The 23804-nt window shown below is 63.7% G+C and carries 21 protein-coding genes and 1 pseudogene; 5 read left to right on the forward strand and 17 right to left on the reverse strand.

All coding sequences use genetic code 11. The annotated features are described in order from the left end of the window. Positions 1–319 precede the first annotated feature (319 nt). Positions 320–2911 carry an excinuclease ABC subunit UvrA gene (locus tag BRX37_RS21055; RefSeq protein WP_125989242.1) on the forward strand — a complete coding sequence of 864 codons (2592 nt, stop codon included), beginning with the start codon at positions 320–322 and terminating at the stop codon, positions 2909–2911. Between the two features lie 256 nt (positions 2912–3167). On the opposite strand, the gene BRX37_RS21060 is transcribed toward BRX37_RS21055, so the two are convergent. The 8 genes from BRX37_RS21060 to BRX37_RS21090 form a co-directional block, all read right to left on the reverse strand. Continuing rightward, positions 3168–3737, reverse strand: coding sequence for a type 1 glutamine amidotransferase domain-containing protein (locus BRX37_RS21060; RefSeq protein ID WP_125989230.1), 570 nt, complete (start codon positions 3735–3737; stop codon positions 3168–3170). A gap of 31 nt (positions 3738–3768) precedes the next feature. Further along, on the reverse strand, positions 3769–4908 hold the full coding sequence (locus BRX37_RS21065; protein WP_026109581.1) for a glutathione-independent formaldehyde dehydrogenase: 1140 nt from the start codon (positions 4906–4908) through the stop codon (positions 3769–3771). Between the two features lie 299 nt (positions 4909–5207). Next, positions 5208–5618: a GlcG/HbpS family heme-binding protein gene (locus BRX37_RS21070; protein ID WP_125989232.1), complete on the reverse strand. Its 411-nt coding sequence runs from the start codon at positions 5616–5618 to the stop codon at positions 5208–5210. Between the two features lie 110 nt (positions 5619–5728). Beyond that, a complete protein-coding gene (locus BRX37_RS21075) occupies positions 5729–6022 on the reverse strand; it encodes a putative quinol monooxygenase (RefSeq protein WP_017503034.1) in 294 nt (97 codons plus the stop codon). Positions 6023–6132: 110 nt separating this feature from the next. Beyond that, complete coding sequence (locus BRX37_RS21080) at positions 6133–6873, reverse strand: SDR family oxidoreductase (RefSeq protein ID WP_017503035.1); 741 nt, start codon at positions 6871–6873, stop codon at positions 6133–6135. 18 nt (positions 6874–6891) lie between these two features. Continuing rightward, positions 6892–7068 (reverse strand): hypothetical protein, encoded by a 177-nt coding sequence (locus BRX37_RS26845; protein WP_017503036.1) that lies wholly within the window; start codon positions 7066–7068, stop codon positions 6892–6894. Positions 7069–7078: 10 nt separating this feature from the next. After that, positions 7079–7375 (reverse strand): putative quinol monooxygenase, encoded by a 297-nt coding sequence (locus BRX37_RS21085; protein ID WP_026109582.1) that lies wholly within the window; start codon positions 7373–7375, stop codon positions 7079–7081. Positions 7376–7446: 71 nt separating this feature from the next. Continuing rightward, positions 7447–8241 (reverse strand): type 1 glutamine amidotransferase domain-containing protein, encoded by a 795-nt coding sequence (locus BRX37_RS21090; RefSeq protein ID WP_026109583.1) that lies wholly within the window; start codon positions 8239–8241, stop codon positions 7447–7449. A 113-nt stretch (positions 8242–8354) separates the two neighbouring features. On the opposite strand from BRX37_RS21090, the gene BRX37_RS21095 reads away from it, so the two are divergent. Further along, complete coding sequence (locus BRX37_RS21095; protein ID WP_063975933.1) at positions 8355–9290, forward strand: LysR family transcriptional regulator; 936 nt, start codon at positions 8355–8357, stop codon at positions 9288–9290. Positions 9291–9358: 68 nt separating this feature from the next. Here BRX37_RS21095 and BRX37_RS21100 read toward each other — a convergent pair. Then, positions 9359–10103, reverse strand: a pseudogene (locus tag BRX37_RS21100) (IS5 family transposase). A 457-nt stretch (positions 10104–10560) separates the two neighbouring features. On the opposite strand from BRX37_RS21100, the gene BRX37_RS21105 reads away from it, so the two are divergent. After that, on the forward strand, positions 10561–10965 hold the full coding sequence (locus BRX37_RS21105) for a single-stranded DNA-binding protein (protein WP_037522557.1): 405 nt from the start codon (positions 10561–10563) through the stop codon (positions 10963–10965). 373 nt (positions 10966–11338) lie between these two features. Here BRX37_RS21105 and BRX37_RS26850 read toward each other — a convergent pair whose 3' ends face one another. Genes BRX37_RS26850 through BRX37_RS21120 form a run of 4 tightly spaced genes read right to left on the reverse strand, consistent with a single transcriptional unit; the run spans position 11339 to position 15925 of the window. Further along, positions 11339–11488 (reverse strand): hypothetical protein, encoded by a 150-nt coding sequence (locus BRX37_RS26850; RefSeq protein WP_017503593.1) that lies wholly within the window; start codon positions 11486–11488, stop codon positions 11339–11341. A 29-nt stretch (positions 11489–11517) separates the two neighbouring features. Further along, positions 11518–11901, reverse strand: a complete 384-nt coding sequence (locus BRX37_RS21110; RefSeq protein WP_051035858.1) for a response regulator — start codon at positions 11899–11901, stop codon at positions 11518–11520. Between the two features lie 5 nt (positions 11902–11906). Further along, complete coding sequence (locus BRX37_RS21115; protein ID WP_318276831.1) at positions 11907–15326, reverse strand: chemotaxis protein CheB; 3420 nt, start codon at positions 15324–15326, stop codon at positions 11907–11909. Then, positions 15323–15925 (reverse strand): PAS domain-containing protein, encoded by a 603-nt coding sequence (locus BRX37_RS21120; protein WP_318276832.1) that lies wholly within the window; start codon positions 15923–15925, stop codon positions 15323–15325. Before BRX37_RS21120 ends, BRX37_RS21115 begins: the two co-directional genes overlap by 4 nt. Before the next feature lie 182 nt (positions 15926–16107). Here BRX37_RS21120 and BRX37_RS26855 point away from each other — a divergent pair, with 182 nt between their 5' ends. Continuing rightward, the gene (locus BRX37_RS26855) at positions 16108–16278 is read left to right on the forward strand and encodes a hypothetical protein (RefSeq protein WP_162181993.1); all 171 of its coding nucleotides are present in this window, start codon (positions 16108–16110) and stop codon (positions 16276–16278) included. A 345-nt stretch (positions 16279–16623) separates the two neighbouring features. Here the strand turns inward: BRX37_RS26855 and BRX37_RS21125 are convergent, their stop codons facing one another. From BRX37_RS21125 to BRX37_RS21135, 3 genes are read right to left on the reverse strand one after another with little or no spacing between them, the layout of a single operon-like run. After that, positions 16624–19941, reverse strand: coding sequence for an error-prone DNA polymerase (locus BRX37_RS21125; protein WP_125989234.1), 3318 nt, complete (start codon positions 19939–19941; stop codon positions 16624–16626). After that, entirely contained in the window at positions 19938–21497 is a 1560-nt protein-coding gene (locus BRX37_RS21130; protein WP_125989236.1) for a DUF6504 family protein, read from the reverse strand. Before BRX37_RS21130 ends, BRX37_RS21125 begins: the two co-directional genes overlap by 4 nt. Then, positions 21418–22149: an ImuA family protein gene (locus BRX37_RS21135; protein WP_004212811.1), complete on the reverse strand. Its 732-nt coding sequence runs from the start codon at positions 22147–22149 to the stop codon at positions 21418–21420. The genes BRX37_RS21130 and BRX37_RS21135 overlap by 80 nt, the downstream gene beginning before the upstream one ends. A 192-nt stretch (positions 22150–22341) precedes the next feature. Here BRX37_RS21135 and BRX37_RS21140 point away from each other — a divergent pair, with 192 nt between their 5' ends. Further along, positions 22342–22767, forward strand: a complete 426-nt coding sequence (locus BRX37_RS21140) for a DUF1810 domain-containing protein (protein ID WP_037509379.1) — start codon at positions 22342–22344, stop codon at positions 22765–22767. A gap of 154 nt (positions 22768–22921) precedes the next feature. On the opposite strand, the gene BRX37_RS21145 is transcribed toward BRX37_RS21140, so the two are convergent. Next, positions 22922–23335 (reverse strand): thermonuclease family protein, encoded by a 414-nt coding sequence (locus tag BRX37_RS21145; protein ID WP_037522545.1) that lies wholly within the window; start codon positions 23333–23335, stop codon positions 22922–22924. Between the last annotated feature and the right edge of the window lie 469 nt (positions 23336–23804).

Below are 23804 nucleotides of genomic sequence, written 5' to 3' on the forward strand. Positions count from 1 at the left end.
TGCCGATAGCGGCACGGACCAGGGCCGCCTGGCCCAGGCGCTTACCAGCGGAGTGTGTGTGGCCTCGTCGCGAGACCCAACGGGAAAAATGGTTTTGTCGTAATCTTTGTCTAATGCTGGAAAAATATTTCAAAGGTGCCGAACATCGGGCCAGCCTGGCCGTTGGATGTATTGAGTCGGAAATGCATTCATCTGTTACCCGACTGTGATGAACCACTGACCGCACGGGCGTATAAGGCAGAAGACTGAATTGAAGAGCAAGGATATTCACGCGACGACGCCGGCCACCGATCATGGGCATACGGGGCCGCCCGCTTGCGTGCAGATTCGCGGCGCACGCCAGAATAACCTCAAAAATGTTGACGTCGATGTGCCGCGCAACGCCTTCGTGGTGTTCACCGGCATATCGGGCTCGGGCAAGTCATCGCTCGCGTTCGGCACCCTTTATGCCGAAGCCCAGCGGCGTTATCTGGAATCGGTTGCGCCTTATGCCCGTCGCCTGATCGACCAGGCCGGCGTGCCGGAGGTCGACGCGATCGACGGTTTGCCGCCTGCGGTCGCCTTGCAGCAGCAGCGCGGCTCGGCCAACGCGCGATCCTCGGTCGGCAGCGTGACGACGCTCTCTAGCCTGGTGCGAATGCTTTATTCGCGCGTCGGCGAATATCCGCGCCATCAGCCCATGCTCTATGCGGAGGATTTCTCCCCCAACACGGTCGCCGGCGCCTGCCCGACCTGTCACGGCATCGGGCGCGTCTATGACGCGACCGAAGAAACGATGGTGCCCGACGACACGCTGACGATCCGGGAACGCGCAGTCGCCGCTTGGCCGGCGGCATGGCATGGCCAGAATCTGCGCGATATCCTCGTGTCGCTCGGCTATAACGTCGACACGCCGTGGCGCGATCTGCCGAAGAAGGATCGCGACTGGATTCTCTTTACCGACGAGGCGCCGACGGTGCCGGTCTATGCGGGCCTGACGCCCGAACAGACCCGCGTGGCGCTGAAGCGCCGCATGGAACCGAGCTATCAGGGCACCTTCACCGGCGCGCGCCGCTATGTGCTGGAAACCTTCGCCAACACGAAAAGCGCGCTGATGAAGAAGCGCGTCTCGCAATACATCATCGGACGCGATTGCCCGACCTGCGACGGCAAGCGCCTGAAGCGCGAAGCCCTGTCCGTAAAGTTCGCGGGCCTCGACATCGCCGAGTTCGGCGATCTGACGCTGTTGAAACTCCGGGACTTGCTCACGCCCGTCGCGCATGGCGAATATGGGGGCGCCGCGGCGGTCCCGAAGAGCCATGTCCTCGGCAAGGCGGCCCGCGATGCGGCGGTCGAACGGCGGGTCGCGGCAGGAGGTTCGGCGCACAAGAGCGCGCCCGACGTACGCCGCACGCCCAATCTCTCCGACGAGAAGCGGATCGCCGCCCAACGCCTTGCCTGCGAATTGATCGAGCGGCTAGAGCCGCTGATCGATCTTGGCCTTGGCTACATTTCGCTCGACCGCAGCACGCCGACGCTTTCCTCCGGAGAGCTGCAGCGCTTGCGGCTTGCCACGCAATTGTCGTCACAGCTTTTCGGCGTGGTCTATGTGCTTGACGAGCCTTCGGCAGGGTTGCACCCGGCAGATGGCGAAGCCTTGCTCACCATCCTCGAGCGTCTCAAGGCTGCGGGCAACTCCCTGTTCGTCGTCGAACATGATCTCGACGTGATCCGCCGCGCGGAATGGCTCGTCGATGTCGGGCCAGGAGCCGGGGAAAACGGCGGTGAAGTCCTCTACAGCGGGCCGATAGAGGGGCTTGCCAACGTCGAGACTTCGATCACCCGCCGCTACCTGTTCGCAGAGCCGCTCCGCAGTGAGCACACACCGCGCGATGCCAAGGCATGGCTACGCCTGGAAGGGATCAGGCGGAACAATCTCCATGGTCTCGACGTCGAGTTTCCCATCGGCTGCTTCACCGCTGTCACCGGCGTTTCGGGATCGGGCAAATCCAGTCTTGTCAGTCAGGCGCTGCCCGAGCTCGTCACGGAACACCTCGGCGGCTCCCCCGTGGCCGAGGAGGAGGATATCGATCCGCTGCTCGATGTTGCGCAGAACGACACTGAAGGACGCATTGTCGCAGGCATGGACCATGTTCGCAGGCTGGTGCGGGTCGATCAGAAACCGATCGGCCGCACGCCGCGCTCGAACCTATCCACCTACAGCGGCATGTTCGACCATGTGCGACGGATCTTCGCTGATACGCCGCTCGCCCGCCGGCGGCGCTACAGCCCGGGAAGGTTCTCGTTCAACGTCGCGCAAGGCCGCTGCCCTGTGTGCGAGGGCGAGGGATACGTCATGGTGGAGCTGCTGTTCCTGCCGAGCGTTTTTGCCCCGTGCTCGACCTGTCATGGCTCTCGCTACAACCCGCAAACGCTCGAAGTCGAATGGAACGGGCGCAATATCGCCCAGGTGCTCGAACTGACGGTCGACGATGCGTGCGATTTCTTCGCTGGCGAGGCATCTGTGATGCGCTCCCTCGACGTGTTGCGGGAGATCGGTCTTGGCTATCTGAGGCTCGGTCAGCCGGCGACCGAGCTGTCTGGCGGGGAGGCGCAGCGCATCAAGCTGGCGACTGAACTGCAACGCGCTCAACGCGGCAACACGATCTACATCCTCGACGAGCCAACTTCGGGACTTCACCCCTCCGATGGCGACCGGCTGATGCGACACCTGCGGGGCCTCGTAGAAGCCGGCAATACCGTCGTAGTCGTCGAACATGACATGCGCGCCATCACACAGGCGGACTGGATCATCGACCTGGGACCGGGGGCCGGGGAAGATGGGGGCCGTATCGTTGCCAGCGGCGTCCCTGGCGTCGTTGCGGAAGCGGAAGGCAGTCTCACCGCCCGCTATCTCAAGGCGGCGCTGTAGGTCGTAAATCTGGCCGAACGCACGTTCGATCAGGTGCATCTCAATCACACGTTGGGTTGGGTCGAATCTGGAAGTGGGAGCCGGCGATGTGTCACCGCGGTTGGCGCGGCTTAGGGTTTGGGTGCCCGTCAGGTGCGCCGTGTTCGTGTGATACGCGGCGTGGCGGACGGCCAATCGCTGGCCATCCGCCACGCTTGCTTTGTGCGGACCTTCTCCAGGGAGAGAGCCCTCACATGGTTCGTCGAAACGCCCCGCCTTAATTCCCTGCTGCGGGCGCTGCGCCGACACCTTCTGCGATTTCCTCAACGAGTTTGGCGCAGAAGGCGGGCAAATCATTGGGATCGCGGCTGGTAACAAGGCCGTTGTCGACCACGACTTCCTCATTGGTCCATGCACCGCCGGCGTTCTCGATATCGACCTTCAGCGTCGGGTAGGACGTCAAGGTGCGACCCTCAAGCACGCCCGCCTCGATCAATGTCCAAGGTGCATGGCATATAGCCGCAACAGGTTTTTTCTGATCGAAGAAAGCCCGGATGAAAGCAATTGCCTCGACGCTGCCGCGCAGCTTGTCGGCACCGACAGTCCCTCCGGGCACAACAAGTCCGTCAAAATCGTCGGCTTTCACCTCGGAAAACGTCTTGTCGATAGTATAGCTGGCGCCCTCGTCAAGATCGCCATTGACTGTGCGAGCCTTGCCCGGTTCAAAACTGACCACGGTCACTTTGCCACCAGCGTCCTCGACAGCTTGCTTGGGCTTCGAGAATTCTGGTTCTTCCGTCCCACGGGGTGCGATCAGAATGGCAATGGATTTGCCTTCCAAAGTCATAATTTATTTCCTATTCCGTCGAAGACTAAGGTCAGGTGCCCGGCTTGAGCACGACCTTCGTCCAGCCAGCGTCGCGCTCGTCAAAATGCTTGTAGGCGTCTGGTGCCTGATCAAGCGGCAGTCGGTGCGAGATGATTTGGGCAGGATTGGCCCGGCCTTGCTCGATAAGCTTCATCAGTCGCCGGTTGTAGTGCTTTACATTGCACTGGCCGGTGCCGATCTTCTGGCCCTTGAACCAGAAGTTGCCGAAGTCGAACGCCATCTTGCCTTCCTTCTGGAGATCGTCGGGCGCGTTCGGGTCTTCCGGAATGAACACGCCGACGACGCCGATTCCGCCGGTGGCCTTCGTGCTTTTGACGAGGCAGTTCATCGTGTAGTTGCTGCGCTCCTTGCCGTGGCGATCGCAACACTGATACCCGACCGCCTCGACCCCGCGGTCGGTCCCGAGGCCGCTGGTCGCGTCAAGGATCTGCTGGGCGGGATCGCCCTTGCGCATGTCGATCGGAATAGCGCCCATCGCCTTGGCCAGTTTCAGGCGGTCATCGTGAGAATCGACCACGAAGATCTGAGAGGCACCGCGGATCTCGGCTGAGTGCGCGGCCATCAAACCGACCGGACCGGCGCCGTAGATCGCGATGCTTTCGCCAGGCAGGAAACCCGACAGTTCGACGCCATGCCAACCGGTGGGGAAGATGTCGGAGAGCATGACATAGTCATCCTCCTTCTCCTCAGCGTCCTCAGGCAGTTTCAGACAATTGAAGTCCGCATAAGGAACGCGCATCAACTCGGCCTGACCACCTTGCCACGGACCCATCTCGGCAAAGCCATACGCTGCGCCGGCGGTTCCAGGGTTGGTGGTGAGGCAGAAACCCGTCAAACCGCGTTCGCAATTTTCGCAGAAACCGCAACCGACATTGAACGGCATGCACACGCGATCGCCCTTCTTGATACGATCTACCGCAGAGCCGACTTCGATGACCTCGCCAAGGTTTTCGTGACCGAAGACCCTGCCCTTCTCGAAGCTGGTACGGCCCTCATACATGTGAAGGTCCGACCCGCAGATATTGGTCGTGGTCAGCCGGATGATAACATCGGTCTGCTTTTCGATCTTGGGATCATCGATGGTGCTGACAGAAACATCTTTGGGCCCGTTGTACACGACAGCTTTCACGGATCTTTTCCTTTCGCAGCTCTTCTCAACGCGTTATCAAATCGACAGCTTGGTGATCCGGTCCATCGCAACGGCGGACGACATCGCACCCTTCCAAGTGATCTCAGTTTCCTGAACCTTCTGCCATCTGAGAGGTTCCTACCCGTATGGCCGTCCCCGGATCGATTTATTGCGGTTTTCTGAATAACTGGGCCAGAACAGCCGAATAACGCGCTAAATTGAGGCGACCCGCGCCGCGCGGGAGGCACGCCCGGCGCCCGAGCGCCGCCGCCGACTGAGCCGGCGCCGCGCTCCAAGGCTCAGCCGCGCGCGAACGCCTGCGCCGCTGCCTCGGCCATGCTCTCGTCCTGCTTGCCGGTGCCGCCCGACACGCCCACCGCGCCGATCACCGTCTCGCCCTCCTTGATCGGCATGCCACAGGCGAAGATCATCACCTTGCCGCCGTTGGAGGCATGGATGCCGTAGAGGTCGGCGCCCGGCTGGGCGAGCTTCGCCAGCGCCTTGGTCTCGACGTCGAACGCGCGCGCCGTCCACGCCTTGCCGATCGCGATGTCGACGCTGCCGCGCCACGAATCGTCCATCCGCGCGAACGCCAGGAGGCAGCCGCTCGCGTCCACCACCGCGATGTTCGTCGGGTTGCCGATCCGTTCGGCCTCCGCGATCCCCGCATCGATGATCGTCCGCGCGTCGAGCGTCTGGATGGTGTGCATGGCGTGTCTCCGTGGCCAGTCCGGGGAAAACCGCTCGACGCACGCCGCCGCACCCGTGTTTCCCCCACGCGGGCGATGAGAGCGACGCGCTAGGGTGCCGACTGCTTCCGCTATTTCGCGGCCAGCAAGGTGAACTTGTGAATCTGCGGCGGTTCGGAAAACAGTTCGTCTGCCTTGTCCATCAATGCGGCGGCAACCTTGCCGTCGAGATGGGCCTGCCGATCCTCCTCTGTGTCGAACGTATCGAAGATCGCGTACGCACCGGGACCTTCCTCGATCGCATACCAAGTCAGAGTGCCCGCCTCAGCTTGAACGAGCGGCAATGCCGAGGTCAGGAAATTGGCGACATCACGCTCTTTTCCGGGCTTGGCCTTCAGTGGTACATACAGCGCAAGTTTGGGCATAAATGACTCCCCAAGTGAAACGGGCAGATGTTATTCGGCAAAGTAACGGACGAGCGGGCCGGTCGTTCCCCATGAGGCGGAGCACAGGCGGCCCCGCCTCCTTGTCGAAATCAGAATTGCTGTGCGGTCGGCCGGATGACGATCGCGTTGACGTCGACGTCATCAGGTTGTTCGACAGCGAACGCGATAGCACGCGCCACCGATGCCGCCGGGATGGCCTGTTTGTAGAAGTCCAGCACCGTCTTGGCAGCCGCGCCAGAGGTCGTGAACTTCAAATCGCTTTCGACAGCTCCAGGCTCGATTGACGTGACCCGGACCTTTTCCCCCACCTCGTGGCGCAAGCCCTCGCTGATCGCGCTGACGGCGAACTTGGTGCCGGAATAGACCGTGCCGCCCGGTGCGAAGACCTTGATGCCCGCAACCGAGCTCAAGTTGATGATGTGACCGCTGCCCTGCTCGAGAAAGCCGGGAAGGGCCGCAGCGATGCCGTAGAGCGTGCCCTTCAGATTGACGTCGATCATCTGGTCCCACTCGTCGGTGTTGACCTCGGCCATCGGACGGATCGGCATCAGACCGGCGTTGTTGATCAGTACGTCGAGACGGCCGAAGTCGGCGACGATCGCGGCGACGACGGACTGGACCGCCGACTTGTCGGTGACGTCGAGCGCATAGGCGCGTGCCGTTCCGCCGTTCTCGGCGATCTGCGCGACGACCTCGTCGAGCTTGTCCTTGCGCCGTGCGGCGATGGCGACCTTCGCACCGCGTTCGGCGAGAAGCCGCGCGGTTTCCGCGCCGATGCCGGTGCTGCCGCCGGTGATGAGAACAACCTTGCCTTCGATACCTTTGGTCATGATTGTGTTTCCTTCACTTCAAATGTTGATTTTTCGCTGGGTCGCGGCCCCGCGCCAGCGGTAGCCGCGTGGATGAACGAGGCCCATAAGGCCCAGGCGAAGCGCAGGTGCCAACAGGCCGATCATCCGCAGCTCCTCTATGTAGAACGGTTGTGCCAGCAGCGCCGACCCCACCCATTCTTTAAGGTTGCCCATGGCAGCACCCCTAGGTCGCGGAGACGGGGTTGAGGACGAACGCGCCGCGCTCAGCCAGATCGCCGATCTGAGAGAGGTAGTTTTGGAAGTGGGGCGTCGCGCGGTGGGCGGTAACCGCATCCGCGTCCGCGTACAGCTCGTCGAGGACGAAGCGGTTCGGATCGCTCTGGTCCTGCCAGAGATCGTAGCGCAAATTGCCCGGCTCGGCACGGCTCGGCTTTAGCATGGCGTCGAGCAGAGCGCGCAGGCGGTCGACGGTATCCGCACGGGCGGTTAAGACGGCGACGATCTTCACGTTGGAGGTCATGGTACCGTTCCTCATAATGGTTCTATGCGAAGCGGGGCGCATCCTGAGCGCCCCGCCCGTCATCCTGGTACTCACGCAGCGGCGCGATCGAGGGCTTCGATCAAAGCGTCGGCCATGGCTTGGTCCGACGCCGGATTCTGACCCGTGATCAGCTCCCGGTCCACGACGACATTCGAAGCGAAGTTCTTGTCGGTGACAGAGACGTCGCCACCGGCCGACCGCAGCGCCTTTTCCATGTCGAAGTAGAGTTCGCCCTTCAGCACTTGCTCCTCGGCGATCTTTTCCTCGCTCGCCGAAAAGACTGTCATGCGGTAACCCGCGTAGATCCAGTCTCGCGCCAGGTCGGCCGCCCCGGCGTCATCGCCTTCCTCCAGCGCCTTGCGGAAGGCCGGAGCATCGTCGAGCGCGGAGACAACGACCACCGGTCCGTGGCAGAGGAGCGCGGTCGGCTTGGCCGTCGCGTGGAAGTGACGGAGGATCGTGCCCGCATCGCGGTCCTGCATCAGATCGACAATGGGCGCGTGACCTCCCGGCACGAACACGCCAACGAAGCCGTCCAGACCCTCGTCGACGACCGATTTCAGCGTGCGGACGTCGTTCATGGCCGGGTGGCTGGCGAAGAAGTCCTTGGCGCGCTGGTATGCCGCCTCATCACCGCCGAAGTGGTCCTTCGTGTCGGAGCCGGCGTCGATGTGCGGCTTGGTCCCGTTGGGCGTAGCGAGAACAATATCATAGCCGGCGTCGAGCAGTGCCAGCGCGGGGACTGCCGTCTCGTTGAGATACTGACCGACCGTTGCGGTACTGCCGCTACGCAGACCGAGCCGTGTCGCATTCGATCCAAGAACGAGAACCTGACCCTTGCTCATCTCAACCTCCATGTTCGCGGCGCCCGTCGCCGATGGATGGGAAATGGGCCTCGTTGATATATTCTAGAAGTTTATATTTCTAATGTCAGATATACGTCTGACAGGATGACTGCATGCGCTACGATCTGAACCTGCTGCCGATCTTCGTCGCGTTGATGGAGGAGCGCAGCGTCACGCGGGCTGCCGAGCGCATGGGCATGACGCAGCCCGCCCTGTCTAATGCCCTATCGCGTCTACGACTGATGCTTCAGGACCAACTGTTCGTCCGCGAGCGCTACGGCATCCAGCCGACCCCGATCGCGCTTGAACTCTCACCGCTGATCGCCGAGGCACTTGCGCAGCTCGACAATGCGGTCCTCGGTCAGCAGGCCTTCGACCCCGTAAAGGCCGAACGGCTCTTCACGATCGCGCCGAACGGCTATGTCGAGTTCGTCCTCGTCCCCGCTATCGTGGCGCGCCTGGAGAAGGTCGCCCCCGGCATAAAGCTTCGTCTGACGCCCTACGGGAACGATCTTGTGGAAACAGGCGTCGTGTCGGGCACGACGGCGCTCGTGCTGGGCCGCATCGTCGATCCGCCCGATAACCTGGTCGTCCAGCACCTGATGGACGAAGGGCTCGCCTGCGCCGTCCGTACCGACCATCCGGGCGTCGGCGATGTCATGACGCGCGAGCAGTTCGAGACGATGAAGCATGTCAACATCGTGCCGCCCGGACGGATGCGCGCCGGTTTGTTTCAGGCGCTGGCGCAGCAACAGCTGAAGCGCGACGTCGCGATCTCCGTGACCAACTTCTTCGCGGCAGCCGAGATGGTAGCGGTGACCGACTATTGCGCCACCCTGCCCACGCTCATCTGCCGACAGTTGATGCACGACCCCCGGCTGAAGGTCCTGCCCGCCCCGGTCGACCTCGGCAGCTTTCCCGTCGAGATGGCCTGGCACGTCCGTTACCGCCACGATCCCGCCCACCGCTGGCTACGGGCGCTGATCGGCGAAGTCATCACCGACTTCAAGGACAAGACGGCAGCAACAGCCATGACGTCGCCAACGTGATGGACTTCATTCGGCCGGGCGACGCCGGTTGAATTTCACAAACATTCCTTAGGGTCAGGACGCGTTGATCACAGCCAGAAGATGACGGTGGCGGCGTGGGCGATGGCGGAGAAGAAGACCGTAGGGCAGCGATCGTAGCGGGTGGCGACGCGGCGCCAGTCTTTGAGGCGGCCGAACATGATCTCGATGCGGCTGCGGCGCCGATAGCGGCGCTTATCGTATCGGACGGGCTCGTTGCGCGACCTGCGGCTTGGGATGCAAGGCTCGATGCCCTTGGCCTGAAGAGCGTCCCTGAACCAGTCGGCATCGTAGCCGCGGTCGCCGAGCAGCCACTGCGCTTTTGGCAGGTCGTCCAGCAGCGCGGCCGCACCGGTGTAGTCGCTGACCTGACCGGCGGTCATGAAGAAGCTCAAGGGCGACCGTTCGCGTCGGCGACGGCATGGAGCTTGGTGTTCATGCCGCCTTTCGTGCGTCCGATCAGGCGGTCGAGATCCCCCTTTTTACCCGTAGGCTCGATGCCGTGCGGTGCGCCTTCAGGTAGGTCGCGTCGATCATCACCGTTTTGGGTTTGGCGCCCACCGCAGCCGGACCTTCTATGATGCGCGTGAACACGCGTGCCTCACCCCAGCGCTTCCAGCGGTTGTGCGGGCCGTACACGCCAGGAGCGTCGCGCCAGCGCAGCCCGTTGCGGTTGACGAATACGATGCCGCTCAGCACCCGCCGGTCATCCACTCGAGATTTGCCGTGGCTCTTCAGAAAGAACGGCCGCAGCCGCTCCATCTGCTCATCCGTTAGCCAAAACAGGTCGCTCATGTCCTTCGTGCTTGTCGATCCGCAAAGCCAACACCAACGCCAGGCAGCAGTGCAGGCCATCATGCCATCTCTCGGAATTCGGCAGCGCTCTGACTGCCGTTTCGCTAGCGTTTGGTGCCGAAGGGTGGGGCAGAGGGAGAGAGCTGTACCACCCCCGGTAGGGACCGTGGGGCTGACGGGGCGGGGATAGACGACGTCCGGCATGGATTCCGACAGATCGTGCCGGCAGTGAGGAATGCTCCCTTCTTATTCACCTGCCCCCTAAGTCGGCCGTCCAGCGTCTCCAACCCGCGAACCTTCGGGCTGAGTTGCCGCGTGCCACGGCTACCCGCACCACCCCTCGTTTCGGGGTTTCCCTGCGCGCTGGCGCGCTTCGGTGGAGACGCTGTCCTGGCCGCCTTTTTTGGGGATCAGTCGAAGGGATCATGCCTCGGCCGACAGAAAAGGAAACCTCGACATGCAGAACATCGTCATCCTCGCCGGCAACGTCGGCGCCACCCCTGAAGCCCGCACCACGCAGGGCGGCGCCAAGATCACCCATTTCAGCTTCGCGACTTCGCGGCCCAAGCGCGACAGCGACGGCAAGGTCATCAAGGATCGCGACGGCTACCGCGTCGAAGACACCGAATGGCACCGGATCACCTGCTTCAACGGCGTCGGCAAGACCGTTGAAGAATATGTCGACAAGGGCATGAAGGTGATGGTCCGCGGCCGCATCCACTACACCAGCTGGACCGATCAGGACGACATCAAGCGCTATGGCACCGAGATCATCGCCGACGAGGTGACCTTCCTCACCCGGGCCAAGCCGGCGGATCGTTCGGGCAACGACATGCCGGATGACGAAGAGATCCCCTTCTGAAGCCGGATCGGCCCGGTGGCAGATGCCACCGGGCCTTTTTATGTGAGGACCAGCACATCGACAGGTCCGGCCCGGCGCCCTATCCGACTTCCGTCGGCCTCGGGCTTAGGTGAGAGGGAATTCTCGCCATCTAGCCGAGGCTTCAACGCGCCAGACAGCGGACATCCAGCCTATGACGTGGTCTGGGACATTTCTGGCATTCCCAGTCGGCATGTCGAACGTCTGCGCCTGTGAGCAACCAACGTCAGCTTGTCCCAATCGAACGGCTTTGGTTGCGTCTGATAGTATCTCGTTAAGGCTTTACGCGTCCAAGAACGTATTCAAACGGCCGCTCGAAAAGTGCGGCTTTACGCAGTGGCATCGAAACGTCAAATCAATGACCCAGCGGTTCGCGGTCGGCACGCAATCTCACATCGCTCTTGACGCATGCCGGAACATCGACATCGTCCGCCACAATACTGGGTGAGCCAAAGGTCAGAAAGAACCTGAGATCTTTCACATACAGCTGGCTGGCAGCGCGCATCAGGATTTTGAAACTTTCCCAATCAGTCGTCAGAGGACCGCAGCGCTAGCCATATCCCAATCACCTTCGGTAACTCTCTTCAATGTGTCCCGAAGCTGGGCAGGTGAACATGGCTTGCCGCAGACAACCGCGCTGGGGAACCGCTCGACGAGCATCGATGCGTCGGCGTGTCCTGAATGAAAGATGAATGGAATGCCTGCCGCGGCTAGTGCCTCTGCCACGGGATAGACCTCGCCATCTGCCAGTCGCACATCGAGGATGGCACAATCCGGCAGCACGCTACCTAGGGCAGACATGGCAGACGCGACGGAGATATATGGCCCGTCGACCGAGAAGCCCGCATTCTCAATGGTGTCCTGCAGGTCGAGCGCCACGAACAGTTCGTCTTCAACCAACAATACCGTCCCGGCCATTCGCATCATCCATCCAGCAGTCTTGCCGAAGGCAAACAGAGCTCGATCGTGAAAGTTCCGTCTTTCATCCCGCGCGTGAGCTCGGCACCAAGCTGCTTCGCGGAAGTCTTCACCAGGACCGTTCCGAACCCCGTTCCCTCTGAAAGGGAGGCTTCGTGAGAAAAGGTCTCTGCCCATCGCAGTCGCAAGATATCATTTTCTAGCGCCCAACCGATCCGAAGGACGCCGCCATCTGGGCTCAAGGCTCCATATTTCACCGCATTCGTGGCCCATTCGTGCAGCATCAGCGCAAGAGGCGAGAGGCAGGACCGCACAATGCGAACATGCGGTCCATCGACAGCTATGTCAGCGTGGGCGCGATAGGGTGCCAGAGTCGCTTCGATCAGATCGGCCAGATCGATGGCCTGCACTTCGCCCGTTGGCGAGGCGAGTGAATGGGCATTGCCCAACGCGGCGATCCGTTCCCGCATGTCTGCCGCAAAGGCGCGCACGTCCTGATGGGAGCGCGAGCCAGCCGAGATCATGCCGGCGACGATGGCGAATAGGTTCTTCACCCGATGGTTCATCTCGCGCAGCATGAGCTCGCGCGTCTCGGCAAGCGCATATTCCGGCGTCACGTCGATCGAGACCCCTACCAGTCGAGGCGATCCTTCGCCGACGACCAATCGACCGAAACTCTTTATGCGACGCGTCTCCTCTCTCAGAACGACCCGGTAGCTCGCTTCGAAATCGCCACCATCCGCAATGACCTTTGCGAGCGCGGCCTCGAAGCCGGGTCGATCATCGGGATGCATGCGGCCGAGCCGCGTTTCGACATCGGTGGAAGCTGTCTCGAGCGAAATTCCGAGGATTTCGCGGCCATGGGCGTCAACGACGGCTTCCCGCGTCTCGACGTCATATTCCCATACGGCTATGCCGCCTGCCCGTATCGCCATGTCCAGCCGCTCGCGCTGCGCCGCTAGATCCCGCTCCATCGAAAGAGCTTCCGTGATGTCCGTCAGCACCAAGGTAGCGCCGTCCGTAGCGCCGTTCTGCAGGCGATAGGGAAGAGTCCGCAGCGACAGACAGCGCTCACCATCCCGTGTGGTGACACGCCGCTGGATCGCCGCATGTCCCGCTGCGACAGCGCGGGCATCATCCATATAGTCCGCTTCCACAAGACGCGTCGAAACGTCCTCCAGCGGCCGCCCGCGGTCGCCGGGCTGCAAGGGAAAGAGCGATGTCGCCGCCTCGGTGAAGCTGCGGATGCGCAGGTCGGAATCCAGCACGACCACTGCCAGTTCGGTGGACTCGAAGAAATTGCGCAGGTCGGAATTGGCGACGGTCAGCTGATCGACCTTGGACTTGAGTTCGTCGTTGACGGTGGACAACTCCTCGTTCGTGGATTGGAGCTCCTCGTTCATCGACATCATTTCTTCGTTGGAGCTTTTCAGCTCCTCGTTCGCCGTTTCCAGTTCCTCTACGGTCGAGCGCAGTCGATGGCGTGTGACCCGAAGCTCGTCCTCCAGCGCGTCGAGATGGTCATCGCCTGCGTCCATCTCAGCCATATCATCCTCCAGCACAGGCCGGAAGGGAGCGGTGTCGCGGAAGACAAAGAGCAACATGCCGTCGGGCAGGGGATCGCACACGACGTCGATCTGCTGGTTGCCATATTCCGTCTCGACCTGAACGTCTCGCACGACGACCCGCTTGCGGGTGTCGCGTCCCTCTCGCAGCAGTGGGCCAAGCACGGTGCGCAGGCCCGCCCTGGCGAGGCTGATCGCGCTCGATCCGCCGGTGCGTGTGACCGGGAAGTCGAAGTATCGTCCCAACCGTCCATAGGCGGCGATAATTCCGCCATCCTGGTCCAGGACCAGACTGGCAGGAGCATAGCGGTCCACGATCCGGCGCACCGCAGCGCCTTCGTCCGACAGGGTGCGGCCGCTCCCCCTCTCGGTCCGGCCGTCCGGGCGAGTGCCGCGTGGATAGGCGCTGCCAGGCAGGTCTATGGAATAGCTGGGCGGGCCTGGCGCGCGCTTGAAAAGACGCCCGTACTGGTCGAGGGTCGGGAAGAGATGCTCGAACCGGCCGACGCTCTCCGACGGGCCGAGAAAGAGATAGCCGCCCGGTCGGATCGCATAATGCAGAAGCGGCATCACCGACTGCTGCAGCCGGTCGTCGAAGTAGATCAGGAGGTTGCGGCAGGACACCAGATCGATCCGCGAGAACGGCGGATCCTTGACGATGCTGTGGTTGGAGAAGCGGATCATGTCCCGGATCTGAGACGCGATCGTGAACCGCTCCGCATGCGGAATCGCATAATGTTCGCGTAGGGCGATCGGCAGGTCGCCGAGAGCCGAGGCGGGATAGACGCCCTCCCGCGCGATCTGGAGCATGCTCTCGTCGATATCCGTGGCGAAGATCTGCACCGTGGCTGGAGTCACACCCAGCTTGCGCGCCGCCTCGGCGAACAGGATGGCGATGCTATATGCTTCCTCGCCGGACGAGCAGCCGGGCACCCAGATGCGTATCTCCTCGCCATCGCTCTCCCGCATCAGCGGCTCCACCACTTGCGTGCGCAGTCGCTCGAACAGCTCGGCATCACGGAAGAATCGGGTCACGTTGATGAGGAGGTCACGGAACAGCGCCTCGCACTCCTCCGCGTCGGACTTGATACGCGCGAGATAGGTGCTTCCCGAGCCGATGCCGAGCACATGCATGCGCCGCTCGACCCTGCGGATCAGAGTCGTGCGCTTGTAGCCGGAGAAGTCATGACCAACGGCGGCGCGTAAGGTCTTGCACATCTCGTCGACATGGTCGGCGACGAGTGCCGCCTCCCGCTCTGCCGCATCGATGGCACGATGGTTGAAGAAGGCGATGAGGCAGTCGACCATGTCGCCCGGCGATTTCACATAGTCGACGAGTCCCGTGCCTACCGCCGACAGCGGCATGCCGTCATATCGCGCGCTTTCAGGCTGCTGGACCAGGCAAACGCCACCATTCTCCTTGATTGCGCGCAGACCCGTGGTCCCGTCAGCGCCGGTGCCCGACAGGATGACGCACGCCGCATCCCCCTGCTGGTCGGTGGCGAGCGAGATGAAAAAGTCGTCGATGGGACGGCGCAGGCCGCGTGGCTGGGCGAACTCGGTCAGTTCCAGCACGCCGTCGCGGATGGCGAGGCCGTGACCCGGCGGGATGATGTAGACTTTGTCGGCAGCGATCTTCTCGCCCCCTTCGGATTGCAGCACTTCCAGGGTTGTGTGCCGGTCGAGCAGCTGCGCCATCATGCTCTCGTGGGTCGGGTCGAGATGCTGGACTATGACGAAGGCCATCCCGGTCGGCCCCCGGGCTGTCGACAGCATCTCCCGCAGCGCCTCCAGCCCACCGGCCGAGGCACCGATGCCGACGACTGGCAAGCGCGGTGACGGAACGTTCTCGCTGCTCAAAGGAATGAGCCGCGGTCTAGCTCGTTCAGGGTCAGTTTGGCCTGGGCGATGGTGGCGGCCGAATTCGCGATGGTCATCAGCGATCCCTCGACCACGAGGCCGCTCTCAGCCAGCACCGGGCTGATGTGGTTCAACGCCCGGCCCAGGTCGGCATCATATTCCTCTAGCAAGTCCGCCTGTGTGCGGCTGACGTCGAACTGCGATGCGAAGATGTAGCGCACCTCGCCTGACTGCGTCCGCAGCTTCGACATGTAGAGGAGGTTGACGAACGGACGCCCGTCCTTGCGAAAGTTGACGATGGGGGTGCGGACATTGGCGATCCGGTCCTCCGCCAGAAACGAATGGATCTTCTCGCGCGCATCTTCATTCCGGCTCTCACCCTGGAGGAAGCGGCAGTTGCGGCCGACGATCTCGCTGGTTGCGTAGCCCGTCAGATCGCGGAAGCGCCTGTTTGTCAGCAGCAGGGCGTGGTCACCTGACGCCTTTCCGAGGGATAGGGCAACCGGCGAACTGTCGAAGTAGTCCCGCAGCTCCTCTGGAAAATCGTCGTGGTGCATGGATACTCCGATGGCGTCAGATTGCTGGGGATCGTCCAGCATGCTTCAGTGCCCCCAATGCTCGCCCTACCGATTGAGGCTAGGCAAGGCAAGGCGCAGTGCCCTGATCGAGATTGGCCCCGTGAAGTCGCCGAGTGGCTTAGCTGGCCGCTGATTTCTCCAATCGGCTCTGATATCCCTTATTCGCGCGATTCCTCGCCGTCTCGAGTTTGTACATACTAGCTGTGTCTCTTGAGGTCGCAGCGCTCGGCATCGAGGGCACGTCGCCTTGCGTCAATGTCCGCCAGCCTGCCCTTAAGATCGGCTTCGGCCTGATCGATCGCCTGCTCGGAAGCATCGAGCTTGGCGCGGTTGGGCCGGGGAATCTTCCTCTTCAGCTTTCGCGCCTCTTCTGATCGTTTTGCGACCGCTATCTGGCGGGCGCTTCGGCTCAGCAGCCTCGAAATGATCGCCCTCGCTGCCCCGGCTTACCTTGATAAAAACTGCGGGCTTTGCGAGCGGGTGCCTCCATCAGCTTGGGATCGGTGACCTTTTCGGCGATCCAGCGGGCGAACAGGTCAGCATCGGATCTCCATACCTCCAGCGCCGCCTTCTGGCTGCCACCGAAGGTAAATGCCGCGTCGACGAAGCCGCGGTTCCGTTGGAATGCTGAAGCAGCAGCTTTCGCCGAGAGCCGACCCCGCGTGAGCGGTAGTTATCCTCGAAACCCGGCTCTTAACCTGACGGTCGGCGACCGGCCATTATCGAAAATCTCGCGGCTTGATCTTGATGCCCTCGGTTGGCTGGCCCAGGATGATCCCCGATCCGAGCCGTAGATCGGGAATATAGATGTCGCGGGCGTCTCGCCCGAGCGGCCGCTGCTGGCGATCGCGCGGGTCGGGCGCCGTCGGGTTCCTAGCGATGTCCGCACGGCTCACCCGGTAGATATCGGCGACGTCGGCGCGGCGTCCGACGCTCGCCAGCATGCCCGACAGGTCATCGAGCCGCTGCGCGATGACATGGATCACCTCGCCTTCGCGCTGAACCTGGCCGCGCACCCCCATCATCGACGCGCCCAGGACAGTGCGACGGTTCTTCTCGAAGACATTGGTCCATACGACGAGGTTGGCGAGATCGGTCTCATCCTCGAGGGTGATGAACATCACGCCCTTGGCGCTGCCGGGCTTCTGGCGGACCAACACCAGCCCGGCCAGTTCGATCCAGCGGCCGTCGCGCGTGGTGCGCAACTGCTCGCAAGTGATCATCCGCCGCGCCTTGAGCTCCTCGCGCAGGAACGCGACCGGGTGCGCGCGCAGTGAAAGACCCGAGGCGCGATAATCCTCCACCACCTCCGCACCTTCACCCATTTCGGCCAGGATGACGGTGGGCTCGATCGCTTCCTCGCGCAGCTTGCCCGCCCGTTCGTCCGCCGCTGCGAACAGCGGCAGCGCCGCGTTCCCGAGACCCTTCACCGCCCAGAGGCCCGATCGCCGGTCGGCGCCGAGCGATCCGAACCCGTCAGCGTCGCCGATCCGGTCCAGCGCGCCGCGCCCGACGCCGGCACGCTGCTGGATCTCCTCGATGCTGGTGAAGGGCCTGTCGCCCCGCGCGGTGACAATCGCTGCTGCATCCGCATTGGCCAGATCGCGCGCCATGCGCAGGCCGAGCCGCACCGCTTTGTAGCGACCGCGGCCCTCCTCAAGCGTGCAATCCCAGCGACTGGCGTTGACGTCGATCGGGCGGATTTCGACGCCATGCTCGCGCGCGTCGCGCACGATCTGCGCCGGGGCGTAAAAGCCCATGGGCTGCGCGTTGAGGAGGCTTGCGCAAAAGGCGTCGGGATGATGGCATTTCATCCAGGACGAGGCATAGGCGATCAGCGCGAAGCTGGCGGCATGGCTTTCGGGAAAGCCATAGGAGCCGAAGCCTTCAATTTGCTTAAAAGTTTTCTCGGCGAACTCCTGATCATAGCCCCGGCTGACCATGCCGCTGATGAGCTTGTCGCGGAAATGGCTGACGCCGCCTGTCAATTTGAACGTCGCCATCGCACGGCGCAGCAGGTCCGCCTCGCTGGCCGTAAAGCCCGCGCATTCGATCGCCACGCGCATGGCCTGTTCCTGAAAGAGCGGCACGCCGAGCGTCTTTTCCAGCACGCGGCGCAATTCCTCGGTCGGATAGGTCACCTCCTCCTCGCCGTTGCGACGGCGGCGATAGGGATGGACCATGTCGCCCTGGATCGGGCCGGGCCGCACGATCGCGACCTGGATGACGAGATCGTAGAAGGTTTTGGGCGCCATCAGCGGGATCGAGGCCATCTGCGCGCGGGACTCGATCTGGAAGACGCCCAATGTGTCGGCCCTGCGGATCATCGCATAGGTCGCGGGATCCTCGGCCGGGATGGTCGCGAGGTCGTGCCGCAGCCCCTTGTCGTTCTCGAGAAACTCGAACGCGCGGCGCATGCAGCTCAACATGCCGAGCGCAAGCACATCGACCTTCATGAAGCCGAGAAGATCGATATCGTCTTTATCCCATTCTATCACCTGGCGATCGTCCATCGCCGCCGGTTCGATCGGCACCAGTTCGTCGAGCCGGTCACGGGTCAGCACGAAGCCACCGGGATGCTGGGACAGATGACGCGGGGTGTCGATCAGTTGGCGGGCGAGGTCGAGCGTCAGCGCGAGGCGCGTGTCGCTCAAATCGAGGTTGAGCTCCTGCGCGTGCTTCTCCTCCACCCCCTCGCGGCTATAGCCCCAGATCGCTCCGGCCAGACCCGCCGTCACATCCTCCGACAGGCCGAGCGCCTTGCCGACTTCGCGCACCGCGCCGCGCGCCCGGAAGCGGGTCACGACGGCGGTGAGCGCCGATCGCGTTCGGCCATAGGTCTCGTAGATCCACTGGATCACCTCCTCGCGCCGCTCATGTTCGAAATCGACGTCGATATCGGGCGGCTCGCGCCGCTCGGCCGACACGAAGCGTTCGAACAGCAATTCCGAGCGCACCGGATCGATCGAGGTGATGCCGAGGACATAACAGACCGCGCTGTTCGCCGCCGACCCGCGCCCCTGGCACAGGATCTCGCGCCGCCGGGCCTCGGCCACGATCGCATGGACGGTCAGGAAATAGGGGGCGTAATCGAGTTGCCCGATGAGCTGGAGCTCATGTTCGAGCTGCCGGCGCACCTTGTCGTCGACGCCTTGCGGATAGCGCATCGGCGCCTTCTCCCAGGTCAGCCGTTCCAGTTCTTCCTGCGGGGTGCGGCCGGGCACCTGGATCTCGTCGGGATATTGATATTTGAGCTCGTCGAGACTGAATGCGCAGCGCCTAGCGAATTCCACGCTGCGCGCAACCGGGCTGCTATCCTTGAGATAGCGCCGGAACAGCCGCGTCATCTCCGCGCCGGTCTTGAGATAACGGTCGGCGAACCGCTCGCGCGTGCGGCCCAGCGTGTCGATCGTGCATTTCTCGCGGATGCAGGTGACGACATCCTGCAGCTGGCGGCGTTCGGGCACATGATAGAGGACGTCGTTGGTCGCGATCGTCGGCACGCCTGCGGCGGCGGCGATCCGCGACAGGTCGCGCAGCCGGATTGCGTCCTTTGGCCGCCGCCGGACCGACAGCGCCATATAGGTGCGCTCGCCAAACAGCCGCTTCGTGCGCGCCAGCGCGGCCTGCGTCGTGGCATCGGCCCTGTCGGGGACGAGCATCGCCAGCAGTCCCTCGTTCCAGTCGGCCACATCCGACCAGTCGAGATGGCAGGCCCCCTTGCCCGCGCGCGTCTTGCCGATGCTGAGCAGTCGGCACAGGCGTCCATAGGCCGCCTTGTCGGTGGGATAGACGAGGAGGGCGGTGCCATCGGTGAGATCGAGCCGGCAGCCGACGATCGCGCGGACGCCGGTCTGCCGCTCCGCGTCCCATGCGCGCACGATCCCGGCGACCGAATGGCGGTCGACGACGCCAAGCGCGGGCATCTCCATCGCCGCTGCCGTCGCGAACAGATCCTCGGGGCTCGATGCCCCGCGCAGGAAACTGAAATGCGTCGTCACCTGCAGTTCGACATAGCCCGGTTTGCCCGCGCTCATGCGAAGGCGCCGTGGATGAACCAGCGCATCGGGCCGGTCGCGGCGCTCTCGCCGTCGCCGGCGCGGAACAGCCAATAGCGGCTGCCACTCACCGTCTCGACCTGATAATAATCGCGCACGCTGAGCGGCTGTCGCCCCTCGATGCCGCCATCGCGCCACCATTCGCCATGCAGCCGCTCCGGACCGTCGCCCTGCGTCACCCGGTATCGCTTGCCGCGCCAGATGAACATGCGCGGTGCATCGTCGGGCAACAGCGCGATCACCTCGATCGGTTCTGGTTTGGCCAGCATACGCGCCGGGCGGGGCAGATCATCGTCCCATCCCATGCCGCGCGCCTCACCCAACGCCGGCGCGCCGGTCGCGGAGCGTTCGGGCATGCCGCTCGGGCAAGGCGCCATCCGGTGCAGGTTTCTGGAGCCGAAGCGGTTGGCGAGCGTATCGACCAGCGCAGCCAGATCGGGCCCGCGCCGGCCCAGCTGTTCGAGGCTTTCGCCCTGTCGCGGCGCGGCCGCCTCCATCAGCGAGACCAGCAGCGTCATCGCCTCGATGCCAAGACCCGGTTCAACCGTTTCGATCTTCGCGCAGAGCAATTTGGCGAGATGCCCCGCATCCCGGCTCGGCGTCGCCGTCCCGATGCGGATGACCTGACAATGGCCATCGACACGGTGGAAATAGCAATCGAGACGCCTGCCTCCGCGTCCTGCGCGGACAAGCTGTTCGACAATGTCGGCGACGAGATCGCCGATCACCTGGGCGAAAGCCTCGGGCGTCGCGATCGGCTCCATGAAACCGCGCCGCGCACGCGGCATCTGTTCCGGAAAGATCGGCTCTATGGGTTCGGCGACCTGTCCGATGGCCTGGTCGAGACGGCGATGCAGGCTGCGGCCAAACCGCTTGGCGAGCGGCGCGCGGGGTGCGCCGAGCAGTTGTTCGACCCGCTCGAAGCCAAGCTTGCGCAGCCCCTCGACGATTTCGGCTTCGAGCCGCAGCGCCGGGATCGGGAGCAGCTCCATCGCCCTGCGATGCTGCCCCGGTTCGATGACGACGGGCCTGCCGTCGCGGACATGCCGTGCGACCGCGTGCGCGCAGCCCGCCGTGTCGGCGACCGCGATATGCACCGCGACGCCGAAGGCCGCGATGCGGCGATGCAGATCCTTGAGCAGGGCGGTTTCGCTGCCGAAGAGCGAGGCGCAGCCGGTGATGTCGATCCACAGCCCGTCCGGGGCGTCGGGCGCCACGATCGGCGAATAGCGCTGCCCGGCCCACAGGGCGAGGCGCCGCAGGCCGTCCATGTCAGCGTCGGGCAGCGCGTCGATGACCTCCAGTTCGGGCGCAAGCATCCGCGCCTTGGTGACGGTCATGCCGGGCATAACGCCGAGCGCGCGTGCGGCAGCATCCACCGCCGCGACGATCCGGCGGCCATGGTCAGGAATTGCGGTGACGAGCGGTCCGTCGGGCGTGGTGCTGCAACGCCCTTCAGGCGGCGATTTGGCTGTCGCCCGCCGCAGCCGGTCGGTCGACCAGTGCGGCAGGTAGACCGATACGACCCGTCGCATCGCAGCCCTCCACAATCCATGCGTGCGGATTACCGCCGCGTACGCGCTCCAGCGCCAGCTGCCATCGCGGACGGCCAAGGCTCGGGATGCCGAGATCCTCGCTCGGGCTCGCGGTCACCCGCCAGCGCGTGATCGCCGCCGTGCCCTCGGCCGCTTGCGCGACTTTCGACGCGCGCCGGAAGATGAAAGCCGGCACGCCCGACGCTTCGGCTGCGAGCTGCAGCCGCTTGGAGGCGGTGGTGCTGTATTTGCCGATCTCGCCCACGACGCCGCCGATCCCGGCATGGCGCAGGCATTCCTCCATCGCGAGCAGCACATTAGTGTCGCTGCCCGCCTCGACATAGATCACCCGGTCAGGATGCAGTCCCGCGAGGTGGAGCGCGGGGGCAAACAGGTCGCGCCATCGCAGGCACCACAGCACCGGCCCCTCCATCCGCGCGAGAATGCCGGCCAGGAACACCGTCGCGCTTGCATCGTCGGCAAGGTCTGGGCTGCCCGCGACCTCATGGAGCGCGCCGCCGGCAATACCGCCGCCCGGCAGGCGCGCGTCGATCGCCTCGATCCCGAACGGCGTGGTTGCGTGGCATACGCCTTTGCCCTCGATCTGCGCAATATGCGCTCGCAGCTGATCAAGGACGGTGGCTTCACGCATGGCATTCAAAAGACTCGGGGTTTGATATGTTCTCTTTTTGTTCATACTGCTGCGATCGAGAGTCAAGCACCGGGTCCGTTCCGACTTGTTGACAGGAGGGCCCAAGTTGCGGGGGAGCGGGCATTTCATCTTTGAGAAAAAATTTTGCGGCCGGGCGGCGCGCGCCTGCGCGCAGGCTATGACGGCATCATTATGACCGCCTCTTTCGACCTTGACCGATTCGTCGCCGCACAGGCGCAGATCTATAACACGGCCCTTGGCGAGATCCGCCGCGGCGCCAAGCGCAGTCACTGGATGTGGTTCATCTTTCCGCAGATCGCCGGTCTCGGGTCGAGCGAGATGGCGCGGCGCTACGCGATCGCATCACTCGACGAGGCGCGCGCCTATCTTGCGCACCCGGTGCTGGGTGCCCGGCTGCGCGATTGCGTGGCGGCGCTGCAGGACCTCACCGGCACCAGTGCCGAGGCGGTGTTCGGTGGCATCGATGCGCTGAAGCTGCGCTCGTCCCTCACCCTGTTCGTCGAAGCCGGGGGCGGGGGGCTGTTCACGGCCGCGCTCGATCGCTGGTTTGGCGGCGAGGCCGATGCAGCGACGCTGGCGCGCCTGGCCCCGCGCTGAGGCGAGGAACCGCTTGGGCGTCCATCGGTTCTAAAAGACGAGGCCGCTTGTTTCCCCCCGCTCATGCGGCCCCTGATACGGACCCGCCGGTTCCCCCGTTCCGGCGGGTCCATTTCTCCCTCTTTTTTGGACTTGAACGGCGGCATCGAGACGCCTATCGCGCGCGGCACCAGTCGGGCTTTGGCTGGCGACGCAGCCAGGGGCGCGCCGCACCGATGCTGATCAGCCTCGCGGCGAGATCGCGGCCGTCGAGGGTGAGGCGCGCAACAGTGCGATTATAGCTGCGCCCAGTCCGCTCGAAGCGGACGGTCTTGCCGTCGAGTAGGGCTTTCGCCTGCCGGGTCGCCGCTTTCCCGCGCGCGAGTTCGGCGGGGCATTTGGCTTGGCCGGCGCGGCTTTCGGGCGCATCGATATCGGCGATCCGGATCCGCTCGCCGCTCATCAGGCGAAAAGTGTCGCCATCGTTCACATAGCGGATCTTGCCGGTGGCTGCGGGGAGCGCTGACGCGCTCGACAGGCAGCAAACGAACAACAGGGCGGCGCGTGCATGTCGATAGGAAAGGGTCATTGGCCCCGCTCTAGCCGCTTGGGCATCATCGACAAACGGGCAACCGGCGTGCCGTGTCTCCTGGGCAGCGGGGTCGGTGGCGTGACGTCTCATGCCGGCCGACGGGATCACCCCGCTCTTTGAGGCGCAATCCTTGGTCGCTCCCGCGGACCTATCCGATCAACCCGTAAAGGGTCCGTACGCTCACGCTACGGCCTTTTGCCGTGCCGCCAAAAGGTGATCGCGGCCACGGGAGCGACGCTTCGGGCGGCTGTGCCGGATCGGGCTCTAGGCTGACGCCCCGAGCCCCGTACCGGGTCTCGGCCCTGCCGGGTAACGATCCCTTGCTGGACGGGCGATCCGGTGATCTGCCCCCCGTTGAGTGGCCCAGAGACTATGATAGTCTGGACCACGAAAGGGACGATGAATGCCGAGCAAGAAGCACAAGCCGGAAGAAATTATCGGCAAGCTGCGTGAAGTTGAGATTGTT

Origin of the sequence: Sphingomonas sp. S-NIH.Pt3_0716 (assembly GCF_003950715.1) — a bacterium.
Lineage (GTDB): Bacteria > Pseudomonadota > Alphaproteobacteria > Sphingomonadales > Sphingomonadaceae > Sphingobium > Sphingobium yanoikuyae_A.